The sequence below is a fragment of the Streptantibioticus rubrisoli genome (assembly GCF_024436055.1).
Lineage (GTDB): Bacteria > Actinomycetota > Actinomycetes > Streptomycetales > Streptomycetaceae > Streptantibioticus_A > Streptantibioticus_A rubrisoli.
This window is the reverse complement of sequence record NZ_JANFNH010000046.1, coordinates 43,366-58,548: the sequence shown is the minus strand read 5'-3', so window position 1 is coordinate 58,548 and position 15,183 is coordinate 43,366. Positions and strand designations below refer to the sequence as shown.

The window sequence follows — 15,183 nt, the reverse complement described above, 5'->3', positions numbered from 1 at the left end:
GCGTGGGCCATCAGGACCTCCGAGGTGAGTGAAGTCGGCAAACTCCACTACGCCCGGAGGTCCACCTCTTGATCAACAACCGTCGGCCACGTGTCACCAACCCCACGGCCGAGTACAGCTAGCGCGCGAGAATCCGACCTGGGGTTATCGCCGGATCCATGGCGAGTTCGCGGTGCTCGGGATCAAGGTCGCGGCCTCGACCGTCTGGGAGATCCTGCCCACCGCGGGAATCGCCCCTTCGCCGCAGCGCACGACCACGACATGGGGAACCTTCATCCGCTCACAGGCCGACGCCCTGCTGGCGTGCGACTTCTTCGAAGCTGTCACACTCACCGGTACGAGGCTGACGTGTTGGCGGTGATTGAGCAGGCCAGCCGCCGGGTTCGAATCCTTGGCGCAACCGCCCACCCGAACGCCGCCTGGGTCACCCAGTCCGCGCGGAACCTGGTCATGGACCTGGAGGACGCCGGATACCGGGCCCGGTTCCTGATCCGAGATCGAGACGGGAAGTACCCGCACATCTTCGACGCGATCCTCGCCGACGCTGGGATCGAGACCGTGCTCACCGGCGTCAGGATGCCGCGGATGAACGCGGTCACGGAACGCTGGATAGCAACCTGCCGACGTGAGCTCCTCGACCGGACTGCACCCCTGCGTCCCGGGTGATGGACCTGGGAGACAGAGCCGAAAGTTTCCGGTTCCTCATCCGGGACAGCGACTCCACGTTCACCGCCGCCTTCGATGCCGTCTTCGCCGGCAACGACACCGAGGTCGTCCCGACCCCACCGCAGAGCCCACGGTCGAACGCTTTTGCGGAGCGGTGGATACGCACCCCGCGCGCCGAATGCAGCGACCGCCTCCTCACCACCGGCGAACGGCACCTGCGCACCGTGCTCGGCGAGTACGCCGAGCACTACAACACCGGCCGTGCCCACCCCAGCTTGGAGCTACGGGCCCCGGACGACGAACCCAACGTCATCCCCCTGCCCGCCACGGCAGTTCGGCGCCGTCGAAACTCGGCGGAACTGCTCAACGAGTACCACGCTACGTCAATCACGCCTTCTCGGCCGCCACAGGGAACCCCCCAGATCAGCGGCCTGACCGCAGTTTTGACACCCTTCCTGCATGCGGGAGTTTGGGCCGGGCGTCGTCGTGGGGTTTCTCCCGGGCATCGTCGTGTGGTTTCTCCATGAGGGAGTCGGATCGGCTTCGACTGCGGTCGTGAGGTGGGCGGGCCGTGATGCCGTCACGCGCCCGCGTCGCCCGTTCCATGCGGTGTGCTGGCGGCTTATCCAGCGATGAGGGCCAGGTGGTGGCAGTCGAAATGGAAGCCGCTGCGCAGGTAGGTTCGATGGGCGCCAGGGTGCTGGGTCTGTACCAGGTTCATAGGCAGAAGGAGCAGGTCACCACTCGTAGCCGGGGGATGCGGCGCACTCCCTCCGCCCTCGTAGCGAATTCGCAAGCGCAAAACGCCCCGAGCCGATAAATCTGCTGCTCAGGGTTGAGATCACGGTGCTGAACCGAAGTTGCGAGGCGGACACACGGAAGGGATCGTGTCTCGTGGGGGTTGTCCCAGGAAGGAGACAACCAATGGCCTTGTCTGACACTCTCACTACCCTGGCTGAGCGGGCCAAGGCTGCCGAAGATCACGTGTCCCAGGCCGCAGCCCAGAGCCGTGAGCAGTTGCAAGCCGAGGTTGAAAGGGCCCGCGAGGACGCCCAGGCCCAAGCTGCCAAAATCCAAGAGTCGGCGCGCGGCGCGGAAGCGCAGGTGTCGCAGTGGTGGGCCGAGATGCAGCAGAATTGGCGCGACCACACGGCCAAGGTGAGCAGAGACATCGAAGCCCGCAGAAAGGAACACAGCGCGGCTCGCGCGGCCCGCGAGGCCGACCGGGCCGAGGCGGATGCGGTCGCCGCAGTCGGATTCGCGTTGGCCGCTATCGAAGAGGCCGAGTACACGGTCCTCGATGCCCGGCTGGCCCGCATGGAGGCGGAGCAGAAGACAACCGGGTAGCGCGCCCGACGACATTTGCCGAGGGAGCCGGGCCGCCCCGGGCCACCTGGAGCGGCCCGTATGTCGCCGGGGCACCGACCACGTCGATGCTCATCGCCAACGTGCACGAGCCGCTGATCGGCGCGCTTCTGTTCCCCTGGCCGTAGTGGTCGGCATCCCCTCGCGGCGGCTGGCGATGGCCGCTGCGCGGGGACCGCCATCGCGGTGGCCACCCCGCGGACGGCACTGCGCGAGGTCGGCACCGGGGTAGAAAGCCGCTCCCTTGTACGCGTACGCACGTCGTGAGGCGCGGCCGTCGTAAGCCCCCGTAACGACCTGATGATCTCCCTCACGGCTGTGGTCACCTGGGTCCGGTTCTTACGGCGTTCCCTCCCAAGGTGACTGGGTGCCTGACCGCAGGGCACGGCTCGCTCGCGCGGCTGTGACGGACGACCGGGCTGGCTGACGGCAGGTCGGCGTCGCTGATTGGGTGCGCGCACCACCAAAGTGCTGCAGGCTGGAATTACGCCCCTTTCGCCAAAGGAAGTTTCGAACTGCCGAAGGCAGGCGGTGCGGATGCAGCAGAAGAGGCCGCCTGAACCAGCTTCGGCCGCGCGAGGGGCGCCAGATACAACCATCCGCTCCCGCGAGATGAGGGGAGAAGTGACGATGAGCCGCTCCTCTGACGAACCGCGTCCAACCACCGATCCGGATGCGCAAACCCATGGCGCACCGCCCCACGGGGGCCCACTCGGCGCCCTCGCAGATGCCGCCTGGCAGGCGGTACTCGCCACCGGGGTCGCCGCAGTCGCCCTCGGCGTGGTGGTGCTGGTGTGGCCAGGCGCCTCGCTACGTGTGGTCGGCGTGCTGTTTGGCATCTACCTGCTGGCCACCGGGGTCTTCCACCTCGCCGCGACCTTCGGCAGCCACATTCCGGGACACCTGCGAGCACTGCACTTCGTCAGTGGTGCGCTCCTGGTGCTGCTGGGCGTGTTGTGCTTCCGCGGCGCCGCGGAGTCGATCCTGTTGCTGGCCCTGTGGATCGGGTTCGGCTGGCTGCTGCGCGGCATGCTGATCGCTGCCTCGGCGGCCTCGGCCCCAGCCATGCCCGCGCGGGGCTGGCAGATCTTCCTGGGCATCACCACGCTGCTCGCCGGGATGGTGCTGATCATCTTTCCGTTCGCCTCCATCGCCGTGCTCACCGAGGTCACCGGCATCGTGCTGGTCGTACTCGGGCTGACCGAGGTTGTCCACGGCTTCCAGCTGCGCCACCAGCTACGGAAACTCACCCCGGCCGGACAGACCGTTCCCCGCCACACCTGGCGCCCGCATCTCGGTCACCCTTGATCTGCGCGATGGCCCCTGAAACAGGAGGTTGTCGATAGCAGCGGACAAGGAGGTTACGACAATGGCCAGCACGTTCGGGCAGGAAGAGATTCTGGCCGTCATCCGTGAAAGCCGGGAGATCGTGACCGCTGTGGTCGGGAACTCGACCGAAACCGACAGGACAGATCGTGCGGGCCGACGGGCCTGAGCCCGAGCCGGGCCGCGTGCTGAACGGCATCTCAGATGTGCGCGCGTTCTTCCACACCAACGCCGTACCGCTGTACTTCATCTCGCCGACCCCGTTCAACCTGCTGGGCATCGACCGGTGGGTACGAAACTTCTTCTACCTGACCTACTTTGACTCCTTCGAGGGCGCACATCCGCGCGTGTCCGTGCCGCAGCGGCGCGACCGCAGAGGTTTCGGGTGCATGGAGGACGTGTGCAACCACCTCCTGCGCGATCCCGAGACACTCGAGTTCCTCGCGCGCCGAGGTCCTGGTGGTAAGGCCTGCTTTGTGATGTTTGACGAGGAGACCCAGGCACTCGCACACAGGGCAGGGCTCGAGGTCATGCACCCATCGGCGGCGCTGCGCCATCACCTGGACTCGAAGATCGTCATGACACGCCTAGCCGAGGAGGTGGGCGTATCGAGCGTGCCCAACACAATCGGGCGAGTCGGCTCCTACGACGAGCTGACTGCGCTCGCGCAGAGCGCCGGGCTGGGAGATGACCTCGTCGTCGAGGCTCCGTATGGCGACTCCGGCAATGAGACGTTCTTCGTGCGCGGTCAGCGCGATTGGGACCATTGCGCTGGTGACCTGGTCGCGCAGGAACTCAAAGTTATGAAGCGCATCCGCAATGTCGAGGTGTGCCTCGAGGGCGTCCTGACGCGCCACGGCACCGTGGTCGGCCCCGCAATGACGAGTCTCGTCGGTTACCCAGAGCTGACTCCGTACCAGGGCGGCTGGTGCGGCAATGACATCTGGCGCGGGGTGCTGCCGCGCGAACAGACGCACGCCGCGCGGGAGATGGTGCGAAAGCTAGGTGACGGCCTGCGCCGCAAGGGGTACTGCGGCTACTTCGAGGTGGACCTCTTGCACGACCTGGACTCGGGTGAGCTCTACCTCGGCGAGTTGAACCCGCGTGTGAGCGGTGTGAGCCCGATGACGAACTTGACCACCGAGGCTTACGCCGACATGCCGCTGTTCCTCTTCCACCTGCTCGAGTACATGGACGTGGAGTACGAGCTCGACATCGAGGAGATCAACTCGCGCTGGGAGCGGGGCTATGGCGAGGACGAGGTCTGGGCTCAGCTGATGATCAGGGAGACCTCGCCGGATCTCGAGCGCTTGACCGCGACCCCACGTACAGGCGTGTGGCACCTCGACGACGACGGGCGAATCTCCTTCGCGCGTTGGGGCAACGACTGGGACTCGCTGATCGACGAGTCCGAGGCCTTCTACATGCGTGTCGCCGAGCCCGGCGACTACCGCTGCCAGGGCGCCGAACTCGGCGTGCTCGTCACCCGCGGGCGCCTACAGACCGACGACTACCAGCTCACCGAGCGCTGCCGGCGCTGGACCGAGGGCATCAAGGCACAGTTCGCCACAACACCCCTGGCAGCGGATGATGCGGCCACGCCGATCGTCTCGCGGCTCGTCGCACGAGCGTGAACCGCGGCTGGCCGAGCAGGTCGACGAGGTGGAAGCGCTGGGCGGCCACCACCGGCGGCTGCTCGCCGAACGCGACCGCCTCGACGCCCTGGCCTGCACCGTCTCGCGCACGATCGCCGAACTGGAACAGTCCAGGAAGGACGGCAAACCCACGACCATCAACCGACCGGAGAACCTGTTCGAGGGCGTGACGCCCGCCCAGTACCAGGAGACCCTGCGCGACTTCCCCGAGCACGCCCAAGCGGTAGCCCTGTGGGTGCCCGAAACTCGGCCGCCGCTGCTGACCTGGGACTTGCCATCGGGGTCAGGCGAGGCGGGATTCTGAGGCATGGCTCTGCGACTGCTGTACCTGACCTTCCTGAAGGTCCTGGGGTGGATTGCGTTGCTGGCGCGATCGGAGGCATCGAAGAACGCGGAGCTTCTCGTGCTGCGGCACCAACTCGCCGTCCTGTGCCGTCAGGTCGTCCGGCCAAAGCTCTCGTGGGCGGACCGGGCGGTGATCGCGGGACTGGCGCGACCGCTGCCCAAGGCGCTGCGTGGGCATCTGTTCGTCACCCTCGGCACCCTGCTGCGTTGGCATGCCGACCTGGTCAAACGCCGCTGGACCTACAAGCGCCGAGGCCCTGGCCGTCCGCCGACCCGGCCCAGCGTGCGGGAGCTGGTGCTGCGCATGGCCGCGGAGAACCCGACCTAGGGATACCGCAGGATCGCTGGTGAACTGGCCGGCCTGGGCCGCCCGGTCGGCGCCTCCACGGTGTGGGCGGTCCTAAAGAAGGCGGGGATCGATCCGGCGCCACGACGCTCGGGCCCGACGTGGGCGCAGTTCCTGCGCAGCCAGGCTTCCGGGATCATCGCGGTGGACCTCTTCCACGTCGATACCGTGCTGCTGCGACGCCTGTACTGCATGGTGGCCATGGAGATCTCCACCCGTCGAGTGCACCTCCTTGGCGTCGCCGCCCACCCAACCGGCAACTGGGCACTCCAGCAGGCCCGCGACCTCTTGATGGACCTGGAGGACCGCGTTGGCCAGGTGAAGTTCCTGATCCGGGACAGAGACGCGAAGTTCACCGACGCCTTCGCCTCCGAGAGCATCAGGGTGTTACTCACCCCAGTCCGGGCCCCGAGGGCCAATGCCTACATCGAACGCTGGATCGGCGGATGCCGGAGGGAACTCCTCGACCGGACGCTGATCGTCAACGAACGGCACCTACGTCACGTTCTGGCCGCGTACGAAACGCACTTCAACGCACATCGCCCGCACCGTGCCCTCGGCCAAGCAGCACAACTGCGGCCGCTACGTGATCCCGTCCATCCCGACGGCAACGTCATCCGCCGTGACCGCCTCGGCGGAGCGATCCACGAATACACGCAGGTCGCATAGGTGGCCGAATATCGCGCACTCACAAGGCCGCCTTCCTCAAGGCCCAAGCCAGCGGTCTGCTCGCCACCGATCTGTTCCATGTCGACACCATCGGCCTGCAACGGCTCTACGCGCTGTTCGTCATGGAGGTACGCACCCGCACCGTGCACATCCTGGGCGTCACCGCCCACCCCACCGCCCCCTGGGCCACCCAGCAGGCCCGGCAGTTCCTGTGGCGACTCGGCGATCGCGCTCGAGAGTTCATCCACCTCATCCGCGATCGGGACGCGAAGTTCACCGCCGCCTTCGACGCCGTGTGCGCCAGCGAGGGCACCACCGTGGTCAAGATCCCTCCGCGCAGCCCCAACTGCAACCCCCACGCCGAACGGTTCATACGCTCAGCACGGGAGGAGTGCACCGACCGGGTCCTGCTACTCGACCGCGGTCACGCCGAGAAGAGCCTCCACGACTACGCCCATCACTTCAACAGCCACCGCCCCCATCAAGGAAGCAACCAGCTCGCGCCCAACGACGACCCCAACGTCATCCCCCTGCCCACAGTCCGAACCGAACGCCGACAAGCCGTCGCCGGCTTCATCAACGAGTACCACCCAGCCAGCTGACCATCAGACAAAGTCCCAGCTCACAGCCAGTGAAGCCATTCTGAAGCACTACGGGCCAAGACAAGTGCCGTTCATGGAGCCGACTTTGAGCAGCCACCAGCCCACTCTCTCGTTCGTCTACGACCGATCCTGCACCTCCGACACGACGGAGTTGGAGCGTCGCCTGAAAGCGTGCGGCGAGTACGTCATCGCGCAGGGCTGCTGGTGGCGCGACACCGGCGACTCTGCCCTGCTCAACGACCACCGCCCGGCGTTCGACACCCTGCTCCGCACCATGCGGGCCGCAGAGGGATGCGAACGGGTGTGCCTGGTCTACTGCTGGGAGCGGCTCAGCGGCGACATGGCGGCCCGCGGCCTGACCCGCCGCGTGCTCCTCCTCGGCGGCTGGGTGGAAACCTGCAGCGGCGAGAAGCGCACCGCGGGCGGTACGGAACCGGCCGGTCGGCAGGGGACCGTCGTGCACGTGGTCCTGCCGAAGGTGGAAGCTAGTTTCTCGAGTGGGATGCCTTGTGTAGTTGTGGCGTCAGCCAAGGCTACTGCGGACGTCGACATGCCGCTCGACGGCAAGATCATCGCCGTCAATGACGCGTTGGAAAGCTCCCCTGAACTCGTCGACTCGGATCCCTACGGAGGAGCATGGCTGTTCAAGTTCACCATGACCGAACCAAACTCGGTCTACGCACTGTGCGACGCTCCAGAGTACGACATATACATTGGCGGCCCTACGGACTAAAGCGGACGCGGATTCATCAACTTCCTCGCCGTCCCACGCCAACAATGCGTCTACGTGTGCAGCGTCACCTGGTACGGCTGATTTGTCCCGCTCGAAGAGACGACGCGGGGCCATGTGTTGCGCCTTGGGAGAGCTCGAAGGAGGCTGGGACCCGCCCCGCGCCCCAGCGTACGGATCGCCCCTCCGCCACCCATTGACCGCACCGACCCTTCCAGCAGCGGGCTCCGAACCAACTCATTGCCCCCGAGCCACGCGCTGACGGCGGCGAAAACCGCATCTACCGACTCGACGGCCTCATCCACGAGTACTCGCAGGTCGCATAGGGCGACACAGCCATCTTCGAGCGGGCCCGCATCTCGGAGTCCGGCCGGGTAAGCCCCTTCGCCCAGGCCGCGACCGACGCCCCGTCAGCCGCCCACCAGGGCAGGCAGATGCCTAGCGCCGGTTTTCGTTCCGATGTTCCTCACCCCCCCGTATACCTCATCTAGTCCTGGCCTGCACCCCGGGCACGACCATCACCCTCTCGTGACCTGGCAGAGGCCGGATGAGCCGGTACGAGGATCGCGCTGCGGCGGACACGGTGCTCAAGGGCCACCACCGTTGCCGTTCAACCCCCAACAGATTGTGCTCGCTGTAGGGTTGCCACGGGTTTAAAGTGTGTTACTTCCCTGTTTCCGATCCGGCGCTGCGGGACAACACGGTCAGCATTGTATGACCCTACAATCAGGGCCCCGTTTCAGGCGGGATTCATGGATGTTCCCACAGTGGCACGCGGCCTTGACGAGCCGCTTTACTAACAGCCACTTCACAGTCGGTTGTCAGCCGACGAACCGGAGTCGTTCAAGACCCGTCCTGGACAAGACTTCGGTGAGCGAGGAAGACCCGCCAAAGCGGGTCACGCACCACTGCCGTTGAGATCGGATGTCGGCACCCCGCCAGTGCGGGGACCAACGCCCCCTGACCTCAAGAGGCGGCACGATCCGACACGGTGCCGATGACGCCACCGCGACAGGCGAGCGCCCGCTCCCGGAAAGCCCGTCGCCGGTGTCACCGGCAGGGACGCCCGCGAGCAGGCATTGCGCCCCCTCTTCTTCAGCCAATTCCCATATGCCGGAGGGACCATGCGGTTGCCACTGTCTTCCCAAGCGGGTGGAGGACACCCGGTCGACGAAGTGCCGCCACCTCCTCGGTTGGCAGTCCTGAGCATGCAGCACGTTTTCATCATGTACGCGGGCGCTGTGGCCGTGCCATTCATCGTGGGCAGTGCGCTCAAACTGGACCTCGGGACGATCGCCATGCTGGTCAACGCGGATCTCCTCGTTGCCGGCATCGCCACCATCATCCAGGCGGTGGGCATCCGCAAGGTCTTCGGCGTGCGGTTGCCGGTCGTCGCCGGAGCGACGTTCACCGTGGTCAGCCCAATGATCACGATAGCTGCCAGGCACGGGCTGCCGACCGTCTACGGAGCCATGCTCGCCTCCGGAGTCTTCGGCCTGCTCATCGCCAAACCGTTCGCCAAGATGATCAGGTACTTCCCACCGCTGGTCTCCGGAACGGTGATCACCGTCATCGGCCTGTCACTGATCGGCCCCGGAGCCGGGATGATCGCCGGGCACGACACCGCTGCCAAGGAGTACGGCCAGGTCTCACACGTCGCGCTCGGTCTCGGCACCGTCGCCCTGATCGTCATCTTCAGCCGAGTGCTCCGCGGCTTCCTCGGCCAGATCGCACCACTACTGGCGATCGCCGCCGGCAGTCTCATCGCGATTCCGATGCACCTCTTCCACCTCAACGGCGTCGCCAGCACTGGCTGGTTCGGCATCACGGCACCGTTCCACTTCGGTGCTCCCCGCTTCGACGCCGCCGCGGTGCTCTCCATGTGTGTCGTCATGCTGGTCACCTACACCGAGTCCACCGCGGACATGCTCGCCGTGGCGGAGATGACGGGCAAGGAACTCACCGACGCCGACATCGCCCGCGGCCTGGCAACGGACGGCCTTTCCGCGGTACTTGGCGGCTGCATGAACTCCTTCCCCGACACCGCCTACGCGGAGAACGTCGGACTGGTACAGATGACCGGGGTGCGCAGCCGCTGGGTGGTGGCCGGAGCGGGCGTGATCCTTCTGCTCATGGGCCTGGTGCCCAAGGTCGGCGCGTTCGTCGCGGCCGTCCCCGAGCAGGTGGTCGGCGGGGCGGCCCTGGTGATGTTCGCCATGGTGACGGCGGTGGGCATCCAGACCTTGAAGAAGGTCGAGTTCCGCGACAACCACAACCTGCTGATCGTCGCCGTCTCACTGGGCGTGGGCATGCTACCGGCGGTCGCCACCGACCGGTTCGGCAACGAGGTCTTCTTCGAGCACTTCCCCGAGTGGACACAGACCATCTTCGGTAGCCCGATCACACTCACCGTGCTGCTGGCCTTCACCCTCAACCTCGTCTTCAACCACCTGGGCGCGGCGAACCGACGCGAACAGACAACAGCCCTGCCCGCCGCCCCACGGGAGGACTCGGAGGTCCAGACCGCCAAGGCCTGACCCGGGTCGCTGGCCGTCTCCTCAGCAGGTGGGCGGCCGGTGCAGCGGGACCTCCGCAGAGTGATCGGCGGCCAGTACTGCAACAGTCTTTGTCGTGACTGCTGGCCGGGCTGGTCGCTGGTGTGTTTGTGGGTGGGGACTTTGCTGATGTCAGGTCGTGGGCTGGTGAAGTGAATCGCCGGTGAGGGCTTCCCGCAGCTCCGCTATCTTGCGGCCTCGGGCCTGCCGCGCTCGCCTATGCCGCAGACCACAACTTGCGGTCGACAGCTCCTGCAGATCTATCCGTCGAGGAAGTGCCGACAGGTCATCCGGTACTCGCCCGCCTTGAGCATTGCGCGATCCTGGGGGTTAATTCCTGGGCTGGGTAACTGCTCGTCAGGAATGTGTGAAGTGTGTTCTTCCGGCAGGCTGACTGGCGGTGTCTGTTGGCAGGATGGAGAGTGCGGTGTCGGTGCAGCCGCAGCCCTGGCCGGAACCGGCCCCGGAGATCGCTGCCGCTGTTCGGGCGACGTGCTCGGGCAGACGGCAGGCACCGCTGCCAGTGCAGATCCGTGACCGGCTTGGCGAGTTGTTCGCTGATGCCGAGTTCGCGGGCGGGTTCGGCGCCCGGGGTAGGCCGGCGTGGTCGCCGGGGCGGTTGGCGCTGGTCACTGTGCTGCAGGGATCAGCTCGCTGTGGACTACGGCAGAGACGGTTTCGCCCTACTCAAGGCGGTCTACGCATCGACCTCGCCGTTTTGGCTAGCGCGAGCTGCCGACCGTGCAGGTCCTGCGGTGGTGCTGCTGCAGAACTACACGCGGCCGGGGGCGGGAGATGGTCAAGCGGCGGGACAAGGACACCGAGGGCGGTTAGGGTCTGCCGCCTGGTCGTCTACGGCTGGCCTCGCCATAATACGGGGCAGTCCAGCAGGCCCCGCTACCTCTTCATGGCGTTGGTTGACCGCGTTGACCAGATGAAGTTCCTGATCCAGGACAGAGATGCGACGTTCACCGACGCCTTCGATGCCGTCTTCGCGTCCGAGGCCATCCAGGTGCTGCTCACTCCGGTCCAGGCACCGCGGACGAATGCAGTCATCGAGCGCTGAATCGGAGGATGCCGACGGGAACTCCTCGACCGCACGCTGATCGTCAACGATGGGCACCTGCGACACGTGTTGGCCGCGTACGAGACGCACTTCAATACCCATCGCCCACACCGCGCACTCCGTCAAGCAGCACCACTGCGCCCGCTACCCGATCCAGTAGGCCCGGACGGCAAGGTCATCCGTCGTGATCTACTCGGTGGGGCGATCCACGAATACACGCAGGTCTCATAGCGCGGCCGAGTATCGGGCACCCACAGGCTTTAAAGAGAGCGAAACTCCTCGGAAACAACGCGGCGGGACTCTTCCGGGACACCTGACCTTGCGTGTGGGAGAGGGAAGCGTCGTGACGGAGATCATCGACAATGAGGCGCCGCCAACGGCAACCGGGCGGACGTACAACGGCTGGACGCAGAACGACACCCTGGAGGACTACTCGCTGCGCTATGCTCCGAAGTCCTTCCGCCGCTGGACGCCGTATGTGGTGGCCACGACGGCCCTGGGCGGCATCGCCTATCTCGCGGACTTCGCCATCGGCGGCTCGATCGCGATATCCAATGGCTTCTCCAGCGCCATGGTGGCGATCCTCGCCGCGGCGGTGGTCATCTTCCTCACCGGCATCCCGATCTCGTACTACTCGGCGAGGTACTCCATCGACATGGACCTGCTGACCCGGGGCGCGGGCTTCGGCTACCTCGGTTCGACCCTCACCTCGGTCATCTACGCCAGCTTCACCTTCATCTTCTTCGCCCTCGAAGGCTCGATCATGGCTCAGGCCCTGGACCTGGGCCTGCACATCCCGCTCGCCGTCGGCTATCTGATCTGCTCGCTCATCATCCTGCCGCTGGTCATCTACGGCATGACGGCACTGTCGAAGATGCAGGTGTGGACCCAACCGGTCTGGCTGGTGCTGATGGTCGCGCCGTTCGTCTCCATCGCCATCCAGGAGCCCGGGAAATTCTCCGAGTTCACCCACTTCACCGGAAACTCGCCCACCGGCTCCAGTATCAGCATGCTCGGCGTCGGTGCGGGCGCCGGCGTGGCGCTGTCGCTGATCGCGCAGATCGGTGAGCAGGTCGACTACCTGCGCTTCATGCCCGACAAGACGCCAGAGAACGCGAAGAAGTGGTGGGGCGCGGTGCTCTCCGCAGGCCCGGGCTGGGTGGCGCTCGGAGCGACAAAGCAGATCGGCGGCGCCTTCCTCGCCTTCTTCATCGCCGGCAGCGTGGGCCTGGCCAAGGCCAACGAGCCCATCCAGCAGTATGTGCACGGCTTCAAGACCTTCGCCGCACCGGTCGCCCTGGGGCTCGCCACGTTCTTCGTGATCCTGTCCCAGATAAAGATCAACTCCACGAACGCCTACTCCGGTTCGCTGTCCTGGTCGAACTTCTTCTCCCGACTCACCCACCGCCACCCGGGCCGCATCGTCTACATCTTCCTCAACGTCGGCATCGCGCTGGCGCTGATGGAAGGCGGCGTCTTCGGCTTCCTCAACACGGTGCTTGGCTTCTACTCCAACGTGGCCATCGCCTGGATCGGCGCGGTCGTCGCCGACCTGGTCATCAACAAGCCGCTGAAGCTCAGCCCCTCGTACATCGAGTTCAAGCGCGCCCACCTTTACCACTTCAACCCGGTCGGCTTCGGCTCGATGCTGATCGCCTCGGCCGTCTCCATCGCCGCGTACTTCGACGCCTTCGGCGACTACGGCAAGGCGTACTCGCCGTTCATCGCGCTGTTCCTGGCCATGGCACTGTCCCCGCTGTTCGCGGTGCTCACCAAGGGCAAGTACTACATCGCCCGGGTCGACGACCTCGACGAGCCGCTGCTCGGCTCGGACGGCCTGCCCTCGGCGGCCACGCTGACCTGCACGGTGTGCACGACCGAGTTCGAGCGGCCCGACATGGCGAAGTGCCCCTTCCATCAGGGCGCGATCTGCTCTCTGTGCTGCAGCCTCGAGAAGGACTGCCACGACTCCTGCAAGAGCGGCACCAGCAGCGGGCCTGTCGACCTCGCCTTGCCCGCTCTGCGGTCCGCGGACTGACCACCTCCACGCATCCGCATCTCGGCTACCCTGGCCCGCGCCCTTCGACGCGGGCCGGGGCGTGCGTATGGTCAGGCGCCAGCCTGTTCCGCGTGAAAACTCGGGTTCGGGTCGATGAGCTGCTCCGTTCCTCTGCGGGAGCTGCACCACATGGCTGCTGGGCAACGCAACCAACAACATCGAGCTGCTCGTGCTGCGGCACAACTCGCAGTGCTCCAATGCCGAGTCGGTCGACGAAGCTAGTGCCTCATCAGGAAAGGTTCGCCCTGCCAGGCGCCTGATGTGAACGATAGGTTGAAGCGTGACCGAAATAGTCCACATGCGCCTGGCTGGCGCCGTCGATGCTGCGACTGTCGCTCGTCTTCAACTGGAGATGGACCGGGAGTTGGGTGCGGCCGACGAGCAGGGCTTTGTGGACCGTTTCGCTGCGGCATGGCTCGCCGACCTCGATCGTCGTCCGACCTGGCTCGCCGAGCGCGCCGGGCGGGCCATCGGTGTCCTGGTCCTGGTTGTGGTCGACAAAACTGCCCAGGCCTGGTCAAGCCGCTGGGCGCTGGGCGCACGTATCCCTGGTCTTCGTCGAGCGCGCAGGGCGCAACGCTGGTGTCGGGCGTCTTCTGCTGGACGAGACGTTGGCCTGGGCGAGTGCGAACCGTGTGGACCGGATCCAGTTGAATGCGAATCCGAACTCGGCGCGGCTGTACGAGAGGGCTGGCTTTGCAGCCGCCGATCCAGCGCTCGACGTACGCGTTCGCCCGCGGACGGACCCGAGTGAGTAGCACCTGGATGGCCTCGGAGGCGAAGACGGTGTCGAAGGCGTCGGTGAACTTCGCATCTCTGTCACGGATCAGGAAGTTCACCTGGTCAACGCGGTCTTCCAGCAGTATAAGGAGGTCACGCGCCTTGCGCCTGCCGAAAACCTCATCGGGGCTGGTCAGGCGGTTGCACTCGTGTGCTCACGGAGGACGCCTGAGGGGTGTCTTTACTGGCGCAGTGTGTCTGATCGGCGGGTTTGTGCACCCCTGCGTCCCGGGCATGATTGCTGATCGTGGGTCCGCAACTGCTGTACTTGATCTTCTGCCGGGTGTTGGACTGGTTGGCACTGCTGGGGCGCTCATCAGCTGCAAGGAACGCCGAGATCCTCGTCCTGCGCCACGAGGTCTCAGTGCTCCGCCGACAGAAGCAGAGCTCAGGGGCACCCGGCGCCGCCGCCGGATCTCAACTAGTCCGGTTCCAGGACGGCCTCGATGTCGACGGTCACGTCGACCAGGTCGCTGACCACGACTCCGCCGCGGTCGAGTGTGTCGTTCCAACTCACGCCGAAGTCGTGGCGGTTGAGCCGGGTACGGGCGACGAAGCCGGCCCGGCGGCGGGTGCCGAGGTTCTGGTCGCCCTCCCACCAGGGAGTGTCCCACTGGCCCAGGTAGGTGACGTCGAAAGTGACGGGACGTGTGGTGCCCCGGATGGTGAGGTCGCCGGTGACCTCGAACGCGTTGGACCCTACCTGGTGGACGCTGGAGCCGGTGAAGGTCCAGGTGGGGTGGTGTTCGACGTCGAAGAAGTCAGCGCTGCGCAGATGCGCGTCGCGTTCGGGTTGGCCGGTGTAGACCTCGGCGGCGTCGACGGTCGCCTCGACCCTGGCCTGCTCGGGATGTTCCGGGTCCGCCTCCAGCCGACCGTGGATGTTCTTGAACTGTCCGCGCACATAGGTGACCATCATGTGCCGGGCACTGAACTCACCGGCTGTGTGACCCGGTTCGAAGAACCATCTGGTGCTGGCCATCAGCAACTCCTTCACAGGCGAGCAAGGAAGTCCGGGC

At 65.9% G+C, this 15,183-nt stretch carries 15 protein-coding genes and 3 pseudogenes; 17 read left to right on the top strand and 1 reads right to left on the bottom strand.

The window, feature by feature from the left end; translation table 11 throughout:
• Positions 1-112: 112 nt before the first annotated feature.
• The 17 genes and pseudogenes from NON19_RS27540 to NON19_RS33825 form a co-directional block, all read left to right on the top strand.
• Positions 113-645, top strand: a pseudogene (locus tag NON19_RS27540) (transposase family protein); the annotation flags it as partial.
• A 20-nt stretch (positions 646-665) separates the two neighbouring features.
• On the top strand, positions 666-1,193 hold the full coding sequence (locus NON19_RS27535; protein WP_255931809.1) for an integrase core domain-containing protein: 528 nt from the start codon (positions 666-668) through the stop codon (positions 1,191-1,193).
• 397 nt (positions 1,194-1,590) lie between these two features.
• Positions 1,591-2,013, top strand: coding sequence for a hypothetical protein (locus NON19_RS27530; protein WP_255931808.1), 423 nt, complete (start codon positions 1,591-1,593; stop codon positions 2,011-2,013).
• Positions 2,014-2,661: 648 nt separating this feature from the next.
• Positions 2,662-3,339, top strand: coding sequence for an HdeD family acid-resistance protein (locus NON19_RS27525; protein ID WP_255931807.1), 678 nt, complete (start codon positions 2,662-2,664; stop codon positions 3,337-3,339).
• 61 nt (positions 3,340-3,400) lie between these two features.
• Positions 3,401-3,526, top strand: a complete 126-nt coding sequence (locus NON19_RS27520; protein ID WP_255931806.1) for a hypothetical protein — start codon at positions 3,401-3,403, stop codon at positions 3,524-3,526.
• A gap of 16 nt (positions 3,527-3,542) precedes the next feature.
• The gene (locus NON19_RS27515; RefSeq protein WP_255931805.1) at positions 3,543-4,991 is read left to right on the top strand and encodes a biotin carboxylase; all 1,449 of its coding nucleotides are present in this window, start codon (positions 3,543-3,545) and stop codon (positions 4,989-4,991) included.
• Positions 4,992-4,998: 7 nt separating this feature from the next.
• A pseudogene (locus NON19_RS27510) lies at positions 4,999-5,232 on the top strand (MerR family transcriptional regulator); the annotation flags it as partial.
• Positions 5,233-5,319: 87 nt separating this feature from the next.
• Positions 5,320-5,685, top strand: a complete 366-nt coding sequence (locus NON19_RS33530; protein ID WP_308213744.1) for an integrase — start codon at positions 5,320-5,322, stop codon at positions 5,683-5,685.
• Positions 5,686-5,847: 162 nt separating this feature from the next.
• On the top strand, positions 5,848-6,372 hold the full coding sequence (locus NON19_RS33525; protein ID WP_308213743.1) for an integrase core domain-containing protein: 525 nt from the start codon (positions 5,848-5,850) through the stop codon (positions 6,370-6,372).
• A 122-nt stretch (positions 6,373-6,494) separates the two neighbouring features.
• Positions 6,495-6,974 (top strand): integrase core domain-containing protein, encoded by a 480-nt coding sequence (locus NON19_RS27500; protein ID WP_255931804.1) that lies wholly within the window; start codon positions 6,495-6,497, stop codon positions 6,972-6,974.
• An 85-nt stretch (positions 6,975-7,059) separates the two neighbouring features.
• Positions 7,060-7,707 carry a glycine cleavage system protein H gene (locus NON19_RS27495; RefSeq protein WP_255931803.1) on the top strand — a complete coding sequence of 216 codons (648 nt, stop codon included), beginning with the start codon at positions 7,060-7,062 and terminating at the stop codon, positions 7,705-7,707.
• 1,121 nt (positions 7,708-8,828) lie between these two features.
• Positions 8,829-10,241: a nucleobase:cation symporter-2 family protein gene (locus NON19_RS27490; RefSeq protein ID WP_255931802.1), complete on the top strand. Its 1,413-nt coding sequence runs from the start codon at positions 8,829-8,831 to the stop codon at positions 10,239-10,241.
• 451 nt (positions 10,242-10,692) lie between these two features.
• A pseudogene (locus tag NON19_RS33945) lies at positions 10,693-10,902 on the top strand (IS1182 family transposase); the annotation flags it as partial.
• 264 nt (positions 10,903-11,166) lie between these two features.
• On the top strand, positions 11,167-11,325 hold the full coding sequence (locus NON19_RS27485; protein WP_255931812.1) for a hypothetical protein: 159 nt from the start codon (positions 11,167-11,169) through the stop codon (positions 11,323-11,325).
• The gene (locus NON19_RS27480; protein WP_372514308.1) at positions 11,326-11,556 is read left to right on the top strand and encodes an integrase core domain-containing protein; all 231 of its coding nucleotides are present in this window, start codon (positions 11,326-11,328) and stop codon (positions 11,554-11,556) included.
• A gap of 112 nt (positions 11,557-11,668) precedes the next feature.
• The gene (locus NON19_RS27475) at positions 11,669-13,363 is read left to right on the top strand and encodes a purine-cytosine permease family protein (RefSeq protein ID WP_255931800.1); all 1,695 of its coding nucleotides are present in this window, start codon (positions 11,669-11,671) and stop codon (positions 13,361-13,363) included.
• 341 nt (positions 13,364-13,704) lie between these two features.
• The gene (locus tag NON19_RS33825; RefSeq protein ID WP_372514305.1) at positions 13,705-14,142 is read left to right on the top strand and encodes a GNAT family N-acetyltransferase; all 438 of its coding nucleotides are present in this window, start codon (positions 13,705-13,707) and stop codon (positions 14,140-14,142) included.
• A gap of 443 nt (positions 14,143-14,585) precedes the next feature.
• Here NON19_RS33825 and NON19_RS27470 read toward each other — a convergent pair whose 3' ends face one another.
• Complete coding sequence (locus NON19_RS27470) at positions 14,586-15,146, bottom strand: YceI family protein (protein ID WP_255931799.1); 561 nt, start codon at positions 15,144-15,146, stop codon at positions 14,586-14,588.
• Between the last annotated feature and the right edge of the window lie 37 nt (positions 15,147-15,183).